General features: G+C 61.9%; 22 protein-coding genes. 15 read left to right on the top strand and 7 right to left on the bottom strand.

The window, feature by feature from the left end:
- Positions 1–49: 49 nt before the first annotated feature.
- Positions 50–1351: a calcium-binding protein gene (locus tag BLX89_RS13915; protein ID WP_143523616.1), complete on the top strand. Its 1302-nt coding sequence runs from the start codon at positions 50–52 to the stop codon at positions 1349–1351.
- Positions 1352–1488: 137 nt separating this feature from the next.
- Here BLX89_RS13915 and BLX89_RS13910 read toward each other — a convergent pair whose 3' ends face one another.
- The 3 genes from BLX89_RS13910 to secA all read right to left on the bottom strand — a co-directional run bounded on the left by BLX89_RS13910 (position 1489) and on the right by secA (position 7275).
- Positions 1489–2760 carry a GNAT family N-acetyltransferase gene (locus BLX89_RS13910; RefSeq protein WP_075291483.1) on the bottom strand — a complete coding sequence of 424 codons (1272 nt, stop codon included), beginning with the start codon at positions 2758–2760 and terminating at the stop codon, positions 1489–1491.
- A gap of 1 nt (position 2761) precedes the next feature.
- Positions 2762–4150, bottom strand: a complete 1389-nt coding sequence (locus tag BLX89_RS13905; protein WP_075291562.1) for a lipopolysaccharide biosynthesis protein — start codon at positions 4148–4150, stop codon at positions 2762–2764.
- A gap of 416 nt (positions 4151–4566) precedes the next feature.
- On the bottom strand, positions 4567–7275 hold the full coding sequence (gene secA, locus BLX89_RS13900; protein ID WP_075291482.1) for a preprotein translocase subunit SecA: 2709 nt from the start codon (positions 7273–7275) through the stop codon (positions 4567–4569).
- A gap of 252 nt (positions 7276–7527) precedes the next feature.
- On the opposite strand from secA, the gene BLX89_RS13895 reads away from it, so the two are divergent.
- The 6 genes from BLX89_RS13895 to BLX89_RS13870 all read left to right on the top strand — a co-directional run bounded on the left by BLX89_RS13895 (position 7528) and on the right by BLX89_RS13870 (position 11901).
- A complete protein-coding gene (locus tag BLX89_RS13895) occupies positions 7528–8388 on the top strand; it encodes a peptidylprolyl isomerase (RefSeq protein ID WP_075291481.1) in 861 nt (286 codons plus the stop codon).
- A gap of 300 nt (positions 8389–8688) precedes the next feature.
- A complete protein-coding gene (gene argJ / locus BLX89_RS13890) occupies positions 8689–9930 on the top strand; it encodes a bifunctional glutamate N-acetyltransferase/amino-acid acetyltransferase ArgJ (protein WP_075291480.1) in 1242 nt (413 codons plus the stop codon).
- On the top strand, positions 9930–10715 hold the full coding sequence (locus tag BLX89_RS13885) for a GNAT family N-acetyltransferase (protein WP_075291479.1): 786 nt from the start codon (positions 9930–9932) through the stop codon (positions 10713–10715). Before argJ ends, BLX89_RS13885 begins: the two co-directional genes overlap by 1 nt.
- A gap of 1 nt (position 10716) precedes the next feature.
- Positions 10717–11130 carry an 8-oxo-dGTP diphosphatase MutT gene (mutT, locus tag BLX89_RS13880; RefSeq protein WP_075291478.1) on the top strand — a complete coding sequence of 138 codons (414 nt, stop codon included), beginning with the start codon at positions 10717–10719 and terminating at the stop codon, positions 11128–11130.
- 181 nt (positions 11131–11311) lie between these two features.
- The gene (locus tag BLX89_RS13875; protein ID WP_075291477.1) at positions 11312–11632 is read left to right on the top strand and encodes a hypothetical protein; all 321 of its coding nucleotides are present in this window, start codon (positions 11312–11314) and stop codon (positions 11630–11632) included.
- 95 nt (positions 11633–11727) lie between these two features.
- Complete coding sequence (locus BLX89_RS13870) at positions 11728–11901, top strand: Flp family type IVb pilin (RefSeq protein ID WP_075291476.1); 174 nt, start codon at positions 11728–11730, stop codon at positions 11899–11901.
- Between the two features lie 20 nt (positions 11902–11921).
- Here the strand turns inward: BLX89_RS13870 and BLX89_RS13865 are convergent, their stop codons facing one another.
- Entirely contained in the window at positions 11922–12812 is an 891-nt protein-coding gene (locus tag BLX89_RS13865; protein ID WP_075291475.1) for a methyltransferase domain-containing protein, read from the bottom strand.
- A gap of 59 nt (positions 12813–12871) precedes the next feature.
- On the opposite strand from BLX89_RS13865, the gene BLX89_RS13860 reads away from it, so the two are divergent.
- The 4 genes from BLX89_RS13860 to BLX89_RS13845 are packed head-to-tail and all read left to right on the top strand — an operon-like array spanning position 12872 to position 15261.
- Entirely contained in the window at positions 12872–13666 is a 795-nt protein-coding gene (locus BLX89_RS13860; RefSeq protein WP_083637500.1) for a ComF family protein, read from the top strand.
- 45 nt (positions 13667–13711) lie between these two features.
- Complete coding sequence (gene grxC, locus BLX89_RS13855; protein ID WP_075291474.1) at positions 13712–13969, top strand: glutaredoxin 3; 258 nt, start codon at positions 13712–13714, stop codon at positions 13967–13969.
- 12 nt (positions 13970–13981) lie between these two features.
- A complete protein-coding gene (locus tag BLX89_RS13850; RefSeq protein ID WP_075291560.1) occupies positions 13982–14836 on the top strand; it encodes a carbon-nitrogen hydrolase family protein in 855 nt (284 codons plus the stop codon).
- A complete protein-coding gene (locus BLX89_RS13845) occupies positions 14833–15261 on the top strand; it encodes a DUF1178 family protein (protein ID WP_075291473.1) in 429 nt (142 codons plus the stop codon). Before BLX89_RS13850 ends, BLX89_RS13845 begins: the two co-directional genes overlap by 4 nt.
- A gap of 109 nt (positions 15262–15370) precedes the next feature.
- Here the strand turns inward: BLX89_RS13845 and BLX89_RS13840 are convergent, their stop codons facing one another.
- Together BLX89_RS13840 and BLX89_RS13835 are read right to left on the bottom strand one after the other, a co-directional pair.
- On the bottom strand, positions 15371–15928 hold the full coding sequence (locus tag BLX89_RS13840; RefSeq protein WP_075291472.1) for an HNH endonuclease: 558 nt from the start codon (positions 15926–15928) through the stop codon (positions 15371–15373).
- Positions 15929–16023: 95 nt separating this feature from the next.
- Entirely contained in the window at positions 16024–16683 is a 660-nt protein-coding gene (locus tag BLX89_RS13835) for a DNA-3-methyladenine glycosylase family protein (RefSeq protein ID WP_075291471.1), read from the bottom strand.
- A 125-nt stretch (positions 16684–16808) separates the two neighbouring features.
- Here BLX89_RS13835 and gluQRS point away from each other — a divergent pair, with 125 nt between their 5' ends.
- Entirely contained in the window at positions 16809–17696 is an 888-nt protein-coding gene (gluQRS, locus tag BLX89_RS13830) for a tRNA glutamyl-Q(34) synthetase GluQRS (RefSeq protein ID WP_075291470.1), read from the top strand.
- Here gluQRS and BLX89_RS13825 read toward each other — a convergent pair.
- Entirely contained in the window at positions 17664–18584 is a 921-nt protein-coding gene (locus BLX89_RS13825; protein ID WP_075291469.1) for a YihY/virulence factor BrkB family protein, read from the bottom strand. The genes gluQRS and BLX89_RS13825 overlap by 33 nt on opposite strands.
- A 197-nt stretch (positions 18585–18781) precedes the next feature.
- On the opposite strand from BLX89_RS13825, the gene BLX89_RS13820 reads away from it, so the two are divergent.
- The 3 genes from BLX89_RS13820 to BLX89_RS13810 are packed head-to-tail and all read left to right on the top strand — an operon-like array spanning position 18782 to position 20430.
- The gene (locus BLX89_RS13820; RefSeq protein ID WP_075291468.1) at positions 18782–19618 is read left to right on the top strand and encodes an SDR family oxidoreductase; all 837 of its coding nucleotides are present in this window, start codon (positions 18782–18784) and stop codon (positions 19616–19618) included.
- 16 nt (positions 19619–19634) lie between these two features.
- Positions 19635–19838, top strand: a complete 204-nt coding sequence (locus BLX89_RS13815; protein ID WP_075291467.1) for a twin transmembrane helix small protein — start codon at positions 19635–19637, stop codon at positions 19836–19838.
- A 13-nt stretch (positions 19839–19851) separates the two neighbouring features.
- Positions 19852–20430 (top strand): cob(I)yrinic acid a,c-diamide adenosyltransferase, encoded by a 579-nt coding sequence (locus tag BLX89_RS13810; protein WP_075291466.1) that lies wholly within the window; start codon positions 19852–19854, stop codon positions 20428–20430.
- Positions 20431–20498 lie beyond the last annotated feature (68 nt).

Genomic DNA, 20498 nt, shown 5'->3' with positions numbered 1-20498 from the left:
GAATGTGATAGATACTCTCTGAACTCAACGAAGAGAGGGAGTAAAAAACATGGCGTGGAGATTTCCACTATCAACCTCAGGTTCGGGAAGACAAATCGACCTCGGCGATGGATTTGATGATCTTTATGTCGCGGCGCAAGTGTTCATTGCATCGACGGACGATGATACCGTTCGGGGTTTCGGCAGCAACCATGATGTCCGCGTTTACGGAACCATAGCGTCAGCATTTAGCGCGGTTTTTTTAGGAAACGAGGCAACCGATAGCGGCAACCGCGTTTTTGTTGAAAAAGGTGCTCGCGTCGATTGCATAACCGTTGGCCAATCTGCGGCAGTTGTCATAGTAGGAACTGAGGCGGAAATCACGAACCGTGGTGCGTTGACGGGCTATTATGGAGCCTATTTGGATATATCTGGCGCAGGTCCTGTGGAATCCACTCTTTCCAACTCAGGTGTGATCGAGGCTACAAATTACGCGGTATATCATACCGGAAGCGAAACTCTGACCGCCTCAAATACTGGCCTTATAACAAGCGCGGATTTCGCCTTTTTCTCTAACAGCACCGCAATCGATAAGCTCACGAATACGGGCACCATAGTCGGCAAAGTAACCCTGGGGGATGGTGCCGATATTTTCGACAGCCGTGGCGGCGCCTTCACGGGTGTCGCGGATGGAGGACTTGGTGCAGACAAGCTTTACACCGGTACCGGCAACAACTCGCTTTCCGGAGGTGCGGGGAACGATATCCTCGCTGGAGGAGCCGGCGCGGACAGACTAAATGGTGGCGCAGACACCGACGCCGTGACGTACTTTTATGCTTCCGCAGGCGTGACCGTTAGCCTGACGTCGCCATCGACAAATAAGGGCGACGCTGCCGGCGACACCTTCCTTTCAATCGAGAATATCAGCGGCTCGGCGTTCAACGATAGCCTTGCCGGCAATTCAGTTGCGAATACGATCTACGGTAACAGCGGAAACGACGTCATCCGGGGTTACGCCGGAAACGATACACTGACGGGTGCGAGCGGGAAGGATACCTTCATATTTCATACCGCACTCAATCCCACGACCAACGTCGATAAGATTACCGACTTCAGCGCGATCGACGACACGATCCAGTTGGAGAACGGCATCTTTACCGCTCTGACCGCAACGGGAGCGCTCTCAGCAGCGGCTTTTCGAGCCAATGGAACAGGCGTTGCGGCAGATTCAACAGATCGCATCGTGTACGAAACGGACACAGGGAAAATCTTCTATGACCGGGACGGTTCGGGAACGTCATACGATGGCGTGCTGTTTGCGACGCTAGTGAACAAGCCCACGATCACGAGTTCAGATTTCGTCGTCATCTAAGATAAGCGGCGCCCCGTTATTCCGGCTTAACTTGGAATATGAAAAAAAGCCCGAGGGATTGGGCTCTTGGGTGGCATGCACCATCGCCTTGCTATTACCACCACAGAGGGATCGCAGCGGCAATCTATGCCGGCCCCCTACCGCGCCAGATGCCTGATCTTGTCGCGTAGCAGTTTGGCCATGTTGCGGGTGTTGCGGTAGAGGTGAAGTTGCGCGGCCACCTGACGCACGTCGCGGTCTCGGTTCTGGTGGAGGCCGACGATCAGGGTGCCCATCTCCTCGCGCTCTTCCCACATGCGGCCCATTACCGGATGATCCGGCACGGCGCAGCTGTCGGAGCGCATGATGTTGGCGTCGTCCAGATGCCACTCGGTCAGCTGTGCGAGCAGCAGCTTGCCGGGCGAGAAGCGGGCGAAGTTTTCGTCATAGGCGGTTTTCCAGGTATAGGCGTCGCCGGCCATCATCAGCACGATCATCGAGGCGATGGCCACGCCGTTTAAATCGAGCGTGTGGATGCGCACGCTGTCGGCTTCGGCAAGGTTGCTGATCGCTTCGCGGGCAAAGGCGGCGTGGTAGCGGTCGGTGACGAGGGCGGTGCGGCCCCTGCCCTTCCAGCCGCTTGCCTCCAGCGCCAGGAATTCCTCCATGCGCAGGCGGATCTCCTCGGGCTGGCGGGCGACGTTGTAGGTAAGGTTGCCTTCATCCTCCAGCTTCTTCCACTGGCGGCGCAGCTCCCGCAGATGGGCGCTGCTGATCGTCCGGCGAAGATAGCTATCGCCATCGAGCAGGCTTTCGAGCATCGGCCGGTTGAAGGTATCGGTGACCGTCAGCGGCAGGTTGCGGCCGATGGCGACAGCGCGGAAAAGCTGGGCGAACTTGCCTTTGAGCCTGAGGTCCGGAAGCACCAGGATCGGCGGCAGGCCGGCCGCCGGAAGGGCAAGGCCCTCCAGCAGGTTGTCGATGGTTTCGGCCGCATCTTCCGCATCGAGAAGCGGAACGCCGAGAGGGCCGAACGGGTTTGACCACGCGCGCATGATCGGGCTGCCGATCGAGAAGCCGGGCTTGTCGACGGAATACGGCATCAGGAAACGCAGGCGGCTGCGGCGGCTATCGTTGTCGCGGATGAGCGCGAGGCGCACCACCCGGTCTTCCAGCCGCGGCATGGCCGGCGCGAGGAACCGGCCGGTGAAGAACACATTCGGTTCCATCGCCCGGTTGGAGAGAAAATCCAGTTCCTGCTGCAGCTCGTAGCCGGTCTTGGCCGGATAGAGGCAAAGCTCGCGGCCGGGGCGGCCGATAGACACCGAGCGGTCGGCAGCGGGCCGGTCCAGCGGCGGCGGCGCCAGGCCGCTGATGTAGCGGGCGGTGCCGCTGTTGCTGTCGTCGGGCAGTTGCGGTCTACCAATCATGTTATGCGACCTCCGCACGGATTTTGCTGGCGTGCGGATCGGCAAGAGCAAACAGGCTGAAGCCGAAGGTGCGGCGCACCGCCAGATGAAGAAGGATCGCTTCGACGACCATGGCGCCGGCAGTGGCAAAGGCGGCGCCGGTGAGGCCGAAGAGCGGGATGAGCGTGACGTTGAGGGCGAGGTTCGAGAGCAGCGCCAGCGCATAGAGCACGACGCAGAGTTTTTGCCGCCCGGCCATGGTGAGGAAGGCTTCGGCAGGGCCGACGAAGGCCTTGGCCATCGCCCCGCCATAGAGGATCGCCATCAGCGGCCAGCCGGCAACGAAGACGGGGCCGAACAGCGACAGCAGAAAATTGCCGCAGGCGAGCACCAGCCCGCCGACGACAAGCGACGGCCAGAAGGTCCATTTGGCGCTTTCGATGGCGATGCTGGCGAGTTGCTGGCGATCCGGGTTCGCCATCGCGGCGGAGAAACGCGGACCGGCCGCGGCCTTTACCGAGAAGCTGACGAAATGCACCAGCGCGATGGTCTTGGCGGCGGCGAAATAGATCGCCACGCTTTCCGGATCGAGATAGAAGCCGACGATCACCACATCGGAATTGGTCAGCATGAAGCTGAAGCCCTCGATCAGGAAGATCGGCAGCGCCACCTTGATCCAGGTGCCGAACTCGATCCTGCGCGGGCCCGCGACATAGCGGCGCTTCAGCCGCCAGGTCAGGATGAAGAACTGGGTGATGCTGGTGAGATAGGTCGCGGCCATGGCCGTGATCATGCCGGTCTTCGCCGTCGCCTCAGCACCGCCGAAGACAGCGAGCACCATGAGGCCGAGCATGAGCAACGGGCGGACGAGATAGGTGGGGCTCAGCGCCGAAATCGCCCAGCTATGGGCGCGCGAGGTGCCATCCATCACGTCGTTCAGCGCAATCATCGGCAGGGTGAAGATGCCGAGATAGAGCGGCACCAGATAGTAGCTCTCGATCAAGTCGCCGAACAGCCAGACGCCGACAATGCCGAGAAACGCCAGCACGCTCGACGACACGAGCGCGAAGACGCGCACGGTGGTCGTCAGCCCGCGAATTTCCGGCAGGGCATCCTGCGCATGATACTGCGGCAGGAAGCGGATGATGGCGGTGTGGAAGCCGAGGCAGGAGAGATTGCCGAACAGCACGACAAGCACCCAGACGAAGACATAGATGCCGTATTCGAACTCGCCCATCAGCCGGGCAAGGATGATCTGCGACACGAAGGCGATGGCCGCGCTGATGATGCGGATGGCGAAGGCGACGAGCGCCATCCGCTGGGCGATATGCTTGGGGTCGTTCCGGGTCAGGATGGCGCGGAGCGTTGCGGCAATGGCCGCCAGCCGATCCCGGGCCGCCGGCGGAAGAATTCGCCCAGCCGTCTGACATGCCGCCGTAAACACAAGTCGTACCCGCATTGAACGCAAAACAGGATTCGAGTTTTGCCAGATCAGCGTTAACAAAGCGTGTGGCGGAGGGCGAAGATACCGAACATGTGCGGAGGTAAGGGATACAATCGCCCACTTGGAATTCGCCGCGCCCGCCCCCCTCTGTCACTTCGTGACATCTCCCCCTCAGGGGGGGGAGATCGTTCTTTTCCCTCATTCATCCGGCAAGAGACGAAGAGCGGGAGGCCGCCTCCTGCCGATCTCCCCCCTTGAGGGGGAGATGCCCGACAGGGCAGAGGGGGGTATGGCGACACGCTCCGAAGCTTCTTATCAGCTCTATACTACAACGAAAAATGCCGCCCGGAGGCGGCACTTTCTGAAGTCATCGAACACCTTTATCAGGCTTCGAAGGCGCCGTGGCAGTGCTTGTATTTCTTGCCGGAGCCGCAGGGGCAGGCTTCGTTGCGGGAGACGCGGCCCCAGGTCAGCGGGTTCTTCGGGTCGCGGTTCTGCGGGGCAACGACCTGCTGTGCGCCTTCGTTGAAATCATCCTCGCCCGTGACCGGATCGATATGATGGCCTTCCATGGCCGGCGGCACCGGCTGCGGGGCTTCGGCGGCCTCGCGCACCAGCTCGACGCGCATCATCTGGGCGGTCACGCCCTGGCGCAGGTTGCCAAGCAGCGCCTGGAACAGCTCGAAGGCTTCCGCCTTGTATTCCTGCAGCGGATCGCGCTGCGCATAGCCGCGGAAGCCGATGACCGAACGCAGGTGGTCGAGGTTGACGATATGCTCGCGCCACAGGTGGTCCAGCGTCTGAAGCAGAACCGAGCGCTCGACGTAACGCATGATTTCCGGGCCGAAACGCTCGGCGCGATCGGCGGCGGCGGCATCGGCGGCGGCGGTGATGCGCTCGCGGATATCGGCATCGTCGATGCCTTCTTCGCCGGCCCATTCCACGACCGGCAGGTCGAGGTTGAGCTGGCTCTGCACGTCCGCCTTCAGGCCTTCGACATCCCACTGTTCGGCATAGGCCTTTTCCGGAATGCGCTTGGCGACGATATCCTCGATGACCTCATGGCGCATGTCGGCGATGGTCTCTTCGAGATCGGTCGCATCCATCATCTCGATGCGCTGCTCGAAGATCACCTTGCGCTGGTCGTTCAGCACGTCGTCGTATTTCAGAAGGTTCTTGCGGGTGTCGAAGTTGCGGGCCTCGACCTTCTTCTGGGCGCGTTCCAGCGCCTTGTTGATCCACGGGTGAACGATGGCCTCGCCTTCCTTGAGACCGAGCTTCTGCAGCATCGAATCCATGCGGTCGGAGCCGAAGATGCGCATCAGGTCGTCCTGCAGCGACAGGAAGAACTTGGAGCGGCCCGGGTCGCCCTGACGACCGGAACGGCCGCGCAGCTGGTTGTCGATGCGGCGGCTTTCGTGGCGCTCGGTGGCGAGAACGTAAAGACCGCCGGCGGCCAGCGCCTCGTCCTTGAGCTTCTGGATCTCTTCCCGGATCGCCGCCTCGCGGGCATCGCGCTCCGGACCCGGCTCGATCTCGGCGAGTTCTGCAGCAAGACGCATATCGACGTTGCCGCCGAGCTGGATGTCGGTGCCGCGGCCGGCCATGTTAGTGGCGATCGTGACGGCGCCCGGCACACCGGCCTGGGACACGATATAGGCTTCCTGCTCGTGGTAACGGGCGTTCAGGACCTGGAATTTGGTAAAGCCCGACTTCTTCAGGAGTTCGGCCAGAAGCTCGGATTTTTCGATCGAGGTGGTGCCGACCAGAACCGGCTGGCCGCGCTTGTGCGCATCCTTGATCTCTTCGAGAATCGCCTTGTATTTTTCTTCCGCCGTCCGGTAGACCTCGTCATCCTCGTCGATACGCTGGATCGGCAGGTTGGTCGGAACCTCGACCACTTCGAGACCGTAGATGTTACCGAACTCTTCCGCTTCGGTGGACGCCGTGCCGGTCATGCCGCCGAGCTTCTTGTACATGCGGAAATAGTTCTGGAAGGTGATCGAGGCCAGCGTCTGGTTTTCCGGCTGGATCGTCACCTTTTCCTTGGCTTCCAGCGCCTGATGCTGGCCTTCCGAGTAACGGCGGCCCGGCATCATGCGGCCGGTGAATTCGTCGATGATGACGATCTCGTCGCCACGAACGATGTAGTCCTTGTCGCGCTGGAACAGCTTGTGGGCCTTCAGCGCATTGTTGACGTGGTGGACGATCGCAACGTTCTCGACGTCGTAGAGCGATTCACCCTTCAGGAGACCCGCTTCGCGCAGCAGGTTTTCGAGCTTTTCGGTGCCTTCTTCCGAGAAGTTGGCCGAGCGCTGCTTCTCGTCGATCTCGTAGTCTTCCGGGGTGAGCAGCGGAATGAAGCTGTCGATGCGGTTGTAGAGATCCGAGCGGTCGTCCAGCGGGCCGGAAATGATCAGCGGCGTGCGGGCTTCGTCGACAAGGATCGAGTCGACTTCGTCGACGATGGCAAAGAAGTGGCCGCGCTGGACCATCTGGCCGCGCTCGTACTTCATGTTGTCGCGCAGATAGTCGAAGCCGAGCTCGTTGTTGGTCGCGTAGGTGATGTCGCAGGCGTAAGCCGCGCGGCGCTGGTCGTCGGTCAGGCCATGGACGATAACGCCGGTGGAGAGTCCGAGGAAGCTGTAGATGCGGTTCATCGTCGCGCTATCGCGGGTCGCGAGATAGTCGTTCACGGTGACGACGTGCACGCCCTCGCCGGCGAGCGCATTGAGATAGACGGGAAGCGTCGCAACGAGCGTCTTGCCTTCACCGGTCTTCATTTCGGCGATGGCGCGCTCATGCAGGATCATGCCGCCGATCAGCTGAACATCGAACGGACGCAAGCCGAGCGTGCGGCGGGCCGCCTCGCGGGCGACTGCGAAGGCCGGCACCAGCAGATCGTCCAACGTCTTGCCTTCTGCCAGCTGCGCGCGGAACTCCACGGTCTTTGCCGCAAGCGCCTCGTTGGACAGTGCCTTCATCTCGGGTTCCAGCGCATTGATGGCATCGACCCGAGCCTTGTAACCTTTGACTCGCCGGTCGTTGGACGAGCCGAAAATCTTGCGGGCGAGACCGCCGAAGCTGACCATATGAATGGTCCTTTCTTGTTACTGGCCGGCAAGCCGGCATCCATGCCGCGTTCGAAAGCCCGCGAAATTAAGACGAAACGCCCGGATGTGTTCTGGACGCGAGGTTGCGTGACAGATAAGAGGGGGGTCGAATTATGTCAACGGGACTTCACGCGCGCAAAGGCTACAGAACCGCCACATTCTGGTGATGTGGAGCCTGTATGCCGATCCGTTCATCGCGGTTTCGGAAGACCACTCTCGAAAGGTTTCAGGATGTCGAAATACAAATTGCTTGCAGCCGTCGCTCTGGTTGCCTTGATGGCCGGCAAGGCTCCGGTGCTGGCTCAGGACGCGGCCGATCCGGTCATTGCCAAGGTCGGCGACGCTGAAATCGTCAAGTCCGAGCTGGATCTGGCCATCAGCGGCCTCGATCCGCAGCTCGGCCAACTGCCGGAAGACCAGAAGCGCGCGGCCGCCCTTTCGGGCCTGATCGACATCAAGCTGCTCGCCAAGGATGCCGACAAGGAAGGCCTGCAGAACGACGAAGCCTTCAAGAAGCGCCTCGCCTATCTGACCGAGCGCGAACTGCACAACGCCTTCTTCAAGAAGCACGTTGTCGATGCCGTCACGGCTGAAGAGGTCAAGGCCCGCTACGACGTGGAAATCGCCAAGATCACCCCGCCGGAAGAAGTGAAGGCCCGCCACATCCTCGTGAAGACCGAAGATGAAGCCAAGGCTATCATCAAGGAACTCGACGGCGGCAAGGATTTCGCGGAACTCGCCAAGGAAAAGTCCACCGACCCGAACAAGGCTGACGGCGGCGATCTCGGCTACTTCACCAAGGAGCGCATGGTTCCGGAATTCTCCGAAGCCGCCTTCAAGCTGGAGAAGGGCAAGTACACCGAAGCTCCCGTGAAGTCGCAGTTCGGCTACCACGTCATTCTCGTCGAGGACAAGCGCACCCAGGCTCCGCCGACGCTCGAGCAGGTCGAGCCGCAGGTCAAGCAGCTGGTGATGCGCGACAAGTACGTCGCCCTTCTCGAAGCCGCCAAGAAGGAATCGGCTGTCGATATCACCGACCCGGCGCTGAAGAAGGCTTACGACGACGCCAACAAGGCTGAAGCAGCGAACTGATATAACGAGGATACCCCCCTCTGCCCTGTCGGGCATCTCCCCCTCAAGGGGGGAGATCGCAGGCGGAAACCTCTCGCCTCTATCGCTGAATAAGCGAGGGAAAAGAACGATCTCCCCCTTGAGGGGGAGATGTCACGCAGTGACAGAGGGGGGTAATCCCCGCCCGCTGTCGTCATGACGCCTGACGCCTTTCCGGTGTAAGACGTTTCCGAATTCGACCGATCCCGAAGGCACCTCGCTTTTCGGGATTTCGTTTGTGGGCTCGCTTGCCGGGCCAAGGCGCTCAAGCAGGGTTTCATCATGTCCGGTTCCGTTTCTCCCCTCGCCCCGAAATCCTACCCCGACATGCCGGCCGTTCGCGGCGTGCGCATGGCGACCGCCGAGGCGGGCATCAAGTACAAGAACCGAACCGACGTGCTCTTGATGGTGTTCGACGAACCGGCAGCCGTCGCCGGTGTCTTCACCCGCTCGCGCTGCCCGTCCGCCCCGGTCGATCTTTGCCGTGAGCATCTGGCCGGCGGGTCCGCCCGCGCCGTCGTCGTCAATTCCGGCAATGCCAATGCCTTCACCGGCAAGAAGGGCAAGGCCGCCACGGAGCTGACAGCGCAGTCCGCCGCCGAAGCCGTCGGCTGCAAGCCCACCGAAGTTTTCCTTGCTTCCACCGGCGTCATCGGCGAGCCGCTCGATGCCACCAAGTTTGCCGGCGTTCTCGGCACGATGAACGAGCGCGCTACCAACGATTTCTGGCTCGAAGCCGCCAAGGCGATCATGACGACCGACACCTATCCGAAGGTCGCGACCCGCAGCGCCGAGATCAACGGCGTCACCGTCACCATCAACGGGATTGCCAAGGGCGCAGGCATGATCGCGCCGGATATGGCGACCATGCTTTCTTTCGTCGTCACCGACGCGGCAATCGCCCCTGCCGCCCTGCAGACGCTCTTGAGCGAGGGTGTCGGCCCGACATTCAATTCGGTAACCGTCGACAGCGACACCTCGACCTCCGACACGCTGATGTTGTTTGCCACCGGTGCAGCCGCCCATGACGGCCAGATTCCGATTTCGGATGCCGCCAGCGCGAACCTCACCGGCTTCCGCACCGCCCTCAACGATCTCCTGAAAGACCTCGCGTTGCAGGTCGTCCGCGACGGCGAAGGCGCCCGCAAGATGGTCGCGGTCACCGTCGAGGGCGCGGAAAGCGATGCGGCCGCCAAGCGCATCGGCCTGTCGATCGCCAATTCGCCGCTGGTGAAGACAGCGATTGCCGGCGAAGACGCCAACTGGGGCCGCGTCGTCATGGCCGTCGGCAAGTCCGGCGAAATGGCCGATCGCGACCGTCTCGCGATCTGGTTCGGCGATGTCCGCGTCGCCGTCGATGGCGAGCGTGATCCGTCCTATTCGGAAGCTGCAGCCTCAGCCGTGATGAAAGAACAGGACATCACCATTCGCGTCGAGATCGGCCTCGGTACCGGCACGGCGACCGTCTACACCTGCGATCTCACCAAGGAATATGTGGAGATCAACGGGGATTACCGGAGCTGATGGGTCAGCCGATGCAGGACGCAACGACGAGCCCGGAAATGCCGCTGGTGCGGCGGCTGGAGGCTGTCGGCTTCCGCGCATGGCCGGCAGAGCATGTCGCCTATGATGGAAGCTGGCTGATCCGCCTGACGTCGGGGCATTCGTCACGACGCCTCAACTCCATCAACCCGCTCGATCCTTCCGACAGCCGCGATATCGCCGGGCGCCTGGAAAAGGCCTCCGCCCGTTTTGCCGATTATGGCCGGCAGTTGACGGTGCGCCAGACGCCGCTCACGCCGCCGGCGCTGATTGCGCATATGGACGACAACGGCTGGCAGAGTTTCGCCGGCAGTATCGTGATGATCGCCGATATCCCGCGGAACGAAAGCAATGACGGCATCGAGCGCCTGCCGACCCGCGATATCGGCCGTTTCGTCGACGCGCGCGTGCAGATCTGCCCGGGCGAGCAGTCCGTCAAGGCGGGGCTTGCCGAGATCATCGCCGCGATCAAGCCGGAAATTGGGCTGTTCGTTTTCGAGGATGCGGAAACCGGGCCTGAGGCGGTTTCGCTCGCCGTTCATGACAACGATCTGGCAGGACTGCTGCAGCTTGCCGTCGCCGCCGACAAGCGCAAGCAGGGGATCGCGACGGCCGTCGCGCAGGCCTCGCTGCGCTGGGCGCGGTTGCGCGGCGCGCGACAGGCCTGGCTTGCGGTGGAAACCGAAAATCATGCGGCGCGTGCCCTTTACGCCAAGTTCGGTTTCCGGGAAGTCTATCGTTACGTCTATCGTCGCCCTGGAGAATGAGATGAGTTCCGCCGGTCAGAAAATCCTGCTCGTTGCCGCCTGCGCGCTTGTCGACAGCGACGGTCGTATTCTCCTTGCGCGGCGCCCCGAGGGGAAATCGCTCGCAGGGCTGTGGGAGTTTCCGGGCGGCAAGGTGGAGGCCGGCGAGACGCCGGAGGAAACCTTGATCCGCGAACTGGATGAGGAACTCGGCATAAAGACCAAGGTCGCGTGTCTCGCGCCGCTGACCTTTGCCAGCCACTCCTATGAGAGTTTCCACCTGCTGATGCCGCTTTATGTCTGCCGGCGCTATGAGGGCGTTGCCCACGGGCGGGAAGGACAGGCGGTGAAGTGGGTACGCCCGCAGGCCTTGCGCGACTATCCGATGCCGCCGGCCGACGAGCCGCTGATCCCCTACCTGATGGATCTTCTCTAATTTTTCCGGAAATTATCGCTTCGTTAATCGAACGTTTATCACCCCGGGGCAAAATCCAGCCTGAGTAAATGTCGGTGCAGTGTGATGGCGCGGTGATTCCCGTCATCGCGGCCGATTGTGTGCCGGGACAAGCCGGTGCTGCGATCCCTGACGGATCGCGAATACTTCTAAGAGGCAGGCAATGGCTGACGATGAATTCTGGAGAACCGTGCAGGACAAGGATCTGGCGACCGGCCAGTCCCGGCGCACCGGCGTCCTCAATCTGTCGCTGCTGTTCGGCACGGCGGTCATCGCCCTGACGCTGATCCTGACGCCGATGCTGTCGTCGAAGACGACCGGCAAGGTGCTGGCCAACGCGCCGCTCGACTACGACAATATTTCCACCGGCTCCATTCCCACCAGCAGCGGCAGCAAGCGTTACACCGTGCGCCGCAGCGTGCTGCAGGAAATGCCGGGCGCCGTCTGCATCATCGATGAGAACGGCGGAAAGAGCGGTTGCTGAAGCCTGGCTGGCGCAGCGCCGGCCTGGTTCGCAACGGCATGATCCCATGAAGCTTGGGCGTTTTGGCCCGGCATGACGAAGAGGCATCGAGACCCATGCGGACCTTCACCCGCTTCATGCAGGACAAGACCGGGGCAACCGCGATCGAATACGGGCTGATCGCAGCCCTGATCGCCGTATCGCTGATTGCCGGCTTCGGCGCTTTCGCGGACTCCCTGACGGCCGTCTTCGACGAGATCGTGCAAGCCATGGCGGACGCGCCGAACTGATAAAGAGGGCGGAGGCCGGCTTACGGCTCGCCCTTCAGCTTGCCTTCCCTGACACCCAGCGCATCCGCCAGCCGGGTGCGCGCCGATCCCGGCCTGAGCGGCTTCTGCTGGCTTTCATGCGGGGCCCAGCCCGAGATGTAGATAATCGAGAACGTGGCGCGGATGCGCCCGTCGGGATCGGAAAAACGCTCCGCATAGATTTCGGCAGCCCGCAGGAAAAACGCCTTCGACAGCGGCTTGCGGCTGCGCGCGGCCAGCGGATTGGTCATGCCCATGGCCCGCAGATCCTTCAACAGCGAAAAGAGCGAGCTGTAGCGAACGGTGTAGCTTTCGGTATCGGCGACCGGCAGGGTGAAGCCGGCGCGCTGCAACAGACCGCCCATATCCCGCACGTCTGCAAATGGAATGACCCTGGGGCTCGCGCCCCCAGTCATTTCCGCTTCCGCAGCCAAGAGGACCTCGCGCAGTTCCTGCAGGGTGCCGCTGCCGGGGATGGCCGCGAGGAAAAGTCCGTCCGGTTTCAGCGCCCGCCGGATCTGGATGAAGACGCCGGGCGTATCGTTAGTGAGGTGTAGCGACAGCGGAGAGACAACGAGGTTGACGCTTTCCGGTTCAAGCGGCACATGCTCGAGCGATGAAACGCTGAAATCCGTGGCGTCCCCGGCAAACGCCGGATCGGTTTCCACTCTCTTCAGCGCCGCAACCTTGCCCGTCGCCAGAAGTTCGCGGCCAGCCGCTCCCGTATAGCCATGCAGTTCGACGGCCGTCTCGAACGTGCGCTCGACGACATCGAGGCGCTCGGCAAGCTCCCTTGCCGCGATATCGAGCAGGAAGCCTGCCTTGTCGTCGGCATTCTTCAGCGCCCGCTTGCGCCTGACGGCGATGAGGTCCTGATCGAAAACGGTATCCACGGCATCGAACTCCAGATTGAGGCTCGCAAAAAGACCCGTGCGACCGTAATGTCAACCGCATGGACGGGGAGAGCGGGGAAATTCCAGGGTCGCTGCGCAGCCGGGCATCCGGCTGGGCCGGCAGCCTGCGACGGCTTGGCTCCGCCGCGGTGGACTTCGTCTACCCCCCGGTCTGCGCCGGCTGCGGCGTCATCGTCTCGCGCCATGGCGGGGTCTGCGCCGCCTGCTGGTGCGGCCTCAAGCTCATCGAGCGCCCCTATTGCGAAGTGCTCGGCATTCCCTTCAGCCACGATCTCGGCCGGGGCATCCTCTCAGCCGACGCCATCGCGGATCCACCGGTCTTCGATCGCCTGCGCTCGGTCGCCATCCACGACGGCATCGCCCGCGATCTCGTCCACGACCTCAAATACCGCGATCGCACGGATCTTGCCCAGATGATGGCCGAATGGATGATCCGCGCAAGTGACGGCGAGGTGGCCCGCGCCGAAGCCATCGTTGCCGTGCCGCTGCATGCGTTTCGCCTTTGGGGTCGGCGTTACAACCAGTCGGCGGAGCTTGCCCGCGCCATCGCCGGCATCTCGGGCAAGCCCTTCCTCGCAACCGCTCTTCTTCGCACGCGGCGCACCCGCCAGCAGGTGGGGCTCGGAAAAGCCGCCCGCCGGGACAATGTGCAGGGGGCATTTTCCGTGCCCGAAACCCAGCGGCCTGCCGTCTTCGGGCGGCGGATTGTTCTTGTCGACGATGTCTATACCACCGGGGCGACGGTGAGCGCCGCGACACGGGCCCTGAAGCGGGCAGGTGCCGCCGACGTCACGGTTTTGACCTTTGCAAGAGCCGTGAGCGGTCTTATATGACTGAGGAAAGCCGGCAAAGGGCCGGCGTCAGGATAGGTTTGACCCATGGCATCGGTTGTCATCTACACACGTCAGTTCTGCGGCTATTGCTCCGCCGCCAAGAAGCTCCTGGAAACCAAGGGCGTGAAATACGAGGAGCATGACGCAACCTATGCCCCGGACATCCGCCAGCAGATGATCGAGCGCTCCAATGGCGGCACAACCTTCCCGCAGATCTTCATCAACAACACCCATGTCGGCGGCTGCGACGACCTGCACGCGCTGGAGCGCGCCGGCAAGCTCGACGCGCTGCTCGCCGCATAAGGACGCATGAAAATGGTCTTCAAGGCTGCCGCCATCCAGATGTGCTCGGGCGTCGACACCGCCGCCAATGCCGATGCGATGGACCGCCTCGTGCGCGAGGCGGCGGGCCTTGGCGCGACCTATATCCAGACCCCGGAAATGACCGGCGCCATGCAGCGCGACCGAACCGCCCTTCGCGCCATGCTGAAGGGCGAAGAGGACGACCTCATCGTGCGTCGCGCCTCGGCGCTGGCCGCAAGCCTTGGCATCCATCTCCATGTCGGCTCGACCGCGATCGGCCTTGGCGACGGCAAGATCGCCAATCGCGGCTTCCTGTTCGGCCCGGACGGCACGAAAATCTGCCATTACGACAAGATCCATATGTTCGATGTCGATCTCGACAATGGCGAGAGTTTTCGCGAAAGCTCGGCCTATTCGCCGGGCGATACCGCCAGGATGGCCGATCTGCCCTTCGGCAAGCTCGGCTTTGCCATCTGCTACGACGTGCGTTTCCCCGATCTCTTTCGAAGGCAGGCTATGGCAGGCGCGGAGATCATGTCGGTGCCAGCGGCCTTCACCAAACAGACCGGCAAGGCGCATTGGGAAATCCTTCTGCGTGCCCGCGCCATCGAAAACGGCATGTTCGTGATCGCCGGCGCGCAGGGCGGGCTTCACGAAGACGGGCGCACGACCTATGGCCATTCGATGATCATCGATCCCTGGGGCAAGGTGCTCGGGCAAGCCGGTGGCGAGGGCGAGGCGATCGTGCTGGCTGAAATCGATCCGGCTCAGGTTGCCGCCACCCGCGCGAAAATCCCCAATCTCAGGAATGGCCGGGCCTTCACGCTTGCCGGTATCGCACCAGCCGCAGGAGATTTCGCGGCGTGATCAAATACGCCCTCGTTTGCGACAACGGCCACCCCTTCGAGGGCTGGTTCTCCTCCTCTGCCGATTTCGACGGCCAGCAGGCGCGCGGGCTTGTCACCTGTCCGTCCTGCAACTCCGCTTCCATCTCCAAGCAGCTGATGGCGCCTTCGGTGGCGACCGCCCGCAAAAAGGAAGAAACCCGCAGCCTGATGGTCAACGAGGTTCACCGCGAGGTGGCTTCCAAGATCCGCGAAATGGTGAAAACCATCCGCGAAAATTCCGAGGATGTAGGCGAAAAGTTTCCCGAGGAAGCCCGGAAGATTCACTATGGCGAAGCCGAGCAGCGCGGGTTGATCGGTCAGGCAACGCTGACGGAGGTCGAGGCATTGCTCGAAGAGGGCATCGAGATCGCTCCCCTGCCCGTGCTGCCGGATGATATCAACTAGACTCTGTCAGGTTCAGATTGAACCTGACAGAGTCTAGATTTCTTTGATTTCGTTTGTCTTTTCGGGAAAACCGGTTCCCACTTTTCCCTGACAAACTTAAGCAACCATCCTAAGGCTGCAGTTCCACATCCCAGTAGAGATAGTCCATCCAGCTTTCGTGCAGATGGTTGGGCGGGAACAGCCGGCCGTTGTTGTGCAGGTCCTGTACCGTCGGGTGATACGGCTTCTGGTGCGGGAACATGCCGGCCTTGCGGGGCATCTTGCCGCCCTTGCGCAGATTGCAGGGCGAGCAGGCCGCAACGACATTTTCCCACGTCGTCTGTCCGCCGCAGCAGCGGGGGATGACGTGATCGAAGGTCAAATCATCCGGCGAGCCGCAATACTGGCACTCGAACTTGTCGCGCAGGAAAACGTTGAAGCGCGTGAAAGCCGGATGACGCGACGGCTGCACGTAGCTCTTCAGGCACACCACGCTTGGCAAGCGCATGGCGAAGCTCGGCGAGGAAACCTGATGGTCGTATTCGGCGAGGATATGCACACGGTCAAGAAAAACGGCCTTGATCGCGTCCTGCCAGGACCAGAGCGACAAGGGATAATAACTCAATGGTCTGTAGTCGGCGTTCAAGACGAGCGCCGGTAGGCCCTGCGGAGAAACTGCAATCGTCAAGTACCTGTACTCCTGATCGATTCGGCATCTGCAAAATCTATATTAGGCGCGTTGCGTCAGGATTGTGAAGCCGAAAGCAAAAAGCCTGTGCAGATTCACTTTTTTGCCGAGATCGCCACCGGAATGGCATCCCGGTGCATCTCATGGGCATAATACGCCCAGAAAAGCCGGGCCGCTATACTGCGCCATGGCGACCACGCGGTCGTGAGGCTGTCGAGCTCGCGCGCCGACGGACGGACCTCCAGGGAGAGAGCGTGGCCGACAGCATTCTGAAGCGCGATATCGCCCACCGGGAACACGTCCGGATGGCCGGCGCAAAACAGAAGAAAGACTTCCGACGTCCAGCGGCCGACACCCCGGATCGCGCTCAATTCACGAATCGCCACATGGCCCTCGGCTTCGCAGAGCGCCTGAAGATCGATATCGCCGGAAAGCTCGGCGCGCGCCACCGCACGCAGCGCTTCAGCCTTGGCGCGCGAGAGACCGAAATAGCGGCAATCCTCATCGCTCGCAGCCAGCATCGCGGCGGCATCGATCCTCTCCATCCGCTCTTCCATGCGCCGCCAGATCGCAGCAGCGCTGGCTTTCGAGACCATCTGCGACACGATGATATTGGCAAGGCCGGCATAGCCCGGCTCGCTGCGACGCAGCGGCACCGGCCCTGCCCGCGCGACGACATGCTCAAGCCGCGCATCCAGCATTACCAGACCTTCAAGGCCCGCCAGAATATCCTCATGGGTACGTATGATGCGCATTGCTGCAATCCATTGCCCGGCGCCTGAAGCGCATGTCTTTTCGCAAAACCGCTATACACTTTTGCGAGACATGCGTTGGTCTTGCCGCTTGGCCGCCGGCATCCTCCGTGGCAAGAGAAGAAACCATGCCCGCCGATTTGTCAAAACAGCCCGTGTTTCGCTTCGCGCCCAGCCCCAACGGGCTGCTGCATCTCGGCCACGCGCTTTCGGCCATCATCAACCACGATATGACGAAAGAATGTAACGGACGCTTTCTGCTGCGCATCGAGGATATCGACACGACGCGCTGCCGGCCGGAATTCGAGGCGGCGATCTACGAGGACCTCAACTGGCTGGGGCTCAACTGGGAAAAACCCGTGAGGCGACAGTCGGAGCACTTTGCGCTGTACGGCGAGATGCTGGAGCGGCTGATCGCGCGGGGGCTCGCCTATCCCTCCTTCATGAGCCGCAGCGAGATCAAGGCGGCAGTCACAGCTTATGAGATCGACGGAAAAATCTGGCCGCGCGATCCCGACGGGGCACCGCACTATCCGGGCAACGAGCGGGAGTGGGATATCGGAAAACGGCGCGACATGCTCGCGACAGGCCGGCAGCATGCCTGGCGACTGGATATGGAAAGGGCGCTTAAGGAAATCGAGGGGCCGCTTTCGTGGCGGGAAACCGGTGCGGGTCCGGATGGCGAAACCGGCGAGATCGCGGCCGATCCGGCTGAATGGGGCGATATCGTGCTTTCCCGCTCGGATGCACCCTCCAGCTACCATCTCGCCGTGACTGTCGATGACGCGCTGCAGGGTATTACCCATGTGGTGCGTGGACATGATCTGTTTCACGCGACATCGGTGCATCGGCTGTTGCAGCAGTTGCTCGGCCTGACGGAACCCGTCTACCACCATCACCGGCTGGTGCTCGACAAGGATGGCAAGAAGCTTTCCAAGAGCGACGGATCAACGGGCATTGCCGCCTATCGGGCGGCCGGGCGCTCAGCGGCCGATATCCGCGCGCTTCTCCTTTAGCTCTTCAGGCGCTTCGACCCGAGGCTGACCGCGAAAATGGCTGATGACCATGCGCTTGACCTTGTATTTCATGATCGCCGCATTGATCTCCGCGCCGATGATGAAGATCGCGCCGATCATGTAGAGAAAGACCAGCACGATCATGATCGAGGCGAGCCCGGCATAGGTCGAGACATAATTCGCAAATGTCGAGAGATAGGACGCGAAGGCATAGGCGCCGATCGACCAGGCAATCAGGGTCAGCACGACCCCGGGCAGGACATCCATGATCTTGCGGCGGCCATCCGGCAGCCAGAGATGGGAGATGATCAGGCCTGCGGTCAGGGTAACCAGCGCCAGCGCAAGACCCCAATTGTCGACAGCGGCAAGCTGATCGGTCAACCACGGCACCCAGCGATCCGCATGGGCAAGCAGCAGGGGAACGGCGACGAGAAGCAGGCTGACGAAGGCCAGCACGATGACGCCGACCAGCACGAAGCCAAGGCTGGCAAGGCGGGTCTTGTACCAGGCCCGGCTTTCGGAGACCCTATAGGCGCGGTTGAGGGAAACCCTGAGCGCTTCCACCCCGTTGGAGGCGAAATAGGCGGCGGCGAGCACCGAAACCGTCAGCAGACCACCGCGCGGGATGGTCAGAACCTGCACGATTTCGTCGGCCACCGGCTTTGCGATGGATTCGGGCCACGCATCGAAGATCAGGTGCACGGCTGTCTCGGCAAAACGATCCGCGCCCAGGAAACTGCCGAGTGCCGTTCCGAAAATCAGGAAGGGGAAAACCGCCAGCAGCGACGACAGCGCCACATGGCTTGCCATCGCCCAGCCGTCATCCTCGCTGAAGTGCCAGAGCGCATCAAAGACGACCTTCCAGGCTATTTGTATGAAGGCCGGCATTCTTTCTCCAACAATCCCATCTTACCTCGTCCATCTTATGCGCCGGCGTTTGTGTTGGCGCCAGCCTCAATGCCGAAGCCACGGACTTTCTCCGGACAAAACAGCGTGTTCGCGCCTATACGCCGCAGCGCCGGCAATTGTCACCCGATCGCGAATATGGGAAACCGGACGGCAATTTCCACCGGGAACGACAAACAATGACGGATACGCGGCCCAGCATCATCGTGACCGGATGTTCTTCCGGCATCGGCGCATGGTGCGCACGGGCGCTGAAACGGGACGGCTGGCGGGTGTTCGCAACCGTGCGGCGCGAGGAGGATCGTGGCCCGCTGGAGGCTGACGGCATCGAGACGATCATCATGGATTACACCCGAGGCGACACTATATCTGTTCTGGTGGACGACGTTTTTGCCCGCACCGGCGGACGGCTCGATGCGCTCTTCAACAACGGCGCCTATGGCCAGGCCGGCGCGGTGGAGGACCTGCCGACGGAGGCATTGCGGCTGCAGCTGGAAACCAATGTCATCGGCTGGCACGACCTGACGCGGCGTGTGATCCCCGCGATGCGGGCTCAGGGTCACGGACGGATCGTGCAATGCTCGTCCATTCTCGGCATCGTGCCCTACAAATGGCGCGGGGCCTACAATGCCTCGAAATTCGCGCTGGAAGGCCTGTCGCTGACCATGCGCATGGAGCTTGAGGGCAGCGGCGTGCAGGTGAGCCTGATCGAACCCGGACCGATCGCCTCACGCTTTACCGCCAATGCGCTGACGCAGATCGAGCGCTTCATCGATCTCAAGGGCTCGGTTCACGCCGCCGAATACGAGCGGCAGTTGAAGCGCCTGAGAGGCGACAGCAAGCCGGCCCGCGGCAAGCTGGAGCCGGACGCCGTCTACAGCGTTCTGAAGCATGCCTTGACCGCCAAGGTGGCCAAGCCGCATTACATCGTCACCACGCCCGCAAAGCAGGGAGCGCTCCTGAAGAAGCTTCTGCCGGCGGGCCTCTTCTATCGCATCATCGGCCGGCTCGGCTGATCGGAAAGGCAAGGCAATGCATAGTTTTCTCACCGGACTGACCCTGCTGGTCATGGGTCTCGTGGTCATCGTTCTCCTGCGCGGCCTCATCAACATGGCCAAGGGCGGCAGCGGCAATATGTCGAACAAGCTGATGCAGGCGCGCGTGGTGCTGCAGGCCGTCGCCATCGCGCTGATCATGCTGACCCTCTGGCTTACCGGCGGCGGACGCCCGTCGTAAGGATGACAATCGCATGGTGAAGCTGAACAAGATCTACACGAAGACCGGCGACGACGGCACGACGGGACTGGCCGCCGGACCGCGCCGCCTGAAAAGCGATCTGCGCGTCGAGGCCTACGGCACGATCGACGAGGCGAATTCGGCGATCGGGCTGGCGCGGTTGCACACGACAGAACACGCCGATCTCGATCAGATGCTGATGCGCATCCAGAACGATCTCTTCGATCTTGGCGCCGATCTTTCGACGCCGGACACAGGTGAGGCGATGGCCTACGAGCCGCTCCGGATCATCGCCAGCCAGGTGGAGCGGCTGGAAACGGAGATCGACCGTCTGAATGCCGATCTTTCGCCGCTGCGCTCCTTCGTGCTGCCCGGCGGCAGCGCGGCCGCGGCCGCGCTGCATCTCGCCCGCACCATAACCCGGCGGGCGGAACGACTGATGGTGGCGCTGGCGCGGATCGAGGGCGAAGTGGTGAGCGCGGAAGCGATCGCCTATGCCAACCGTCTTTCGGACTTCCTGTTCGTTGCCGCCCGCTGGGTAAACGACAAGGGCGCCTCGGATGTGCTTTGGGTTCCGGGGAAGAACAGGTAGATCGGCTTACCACCTTCCTTCGATAGCAAAGACATCGAAGACAAAAGGCTTGTCAGTCTGTTGTCGTA

This window comes from Pararhizobium arenae, assembly GCF_001931685.1.
Taxonomy (GTDB): domain Bacteria; phylum Pseudomonadota; class Alphaproteobacteria; order Rhizobiales; family Rhizobiaceae; genus Pararhizobium; species Pararhizobium arenae.
This window is presented reverse-complemented; position numbering and strand designations above follow the sequence as displayed.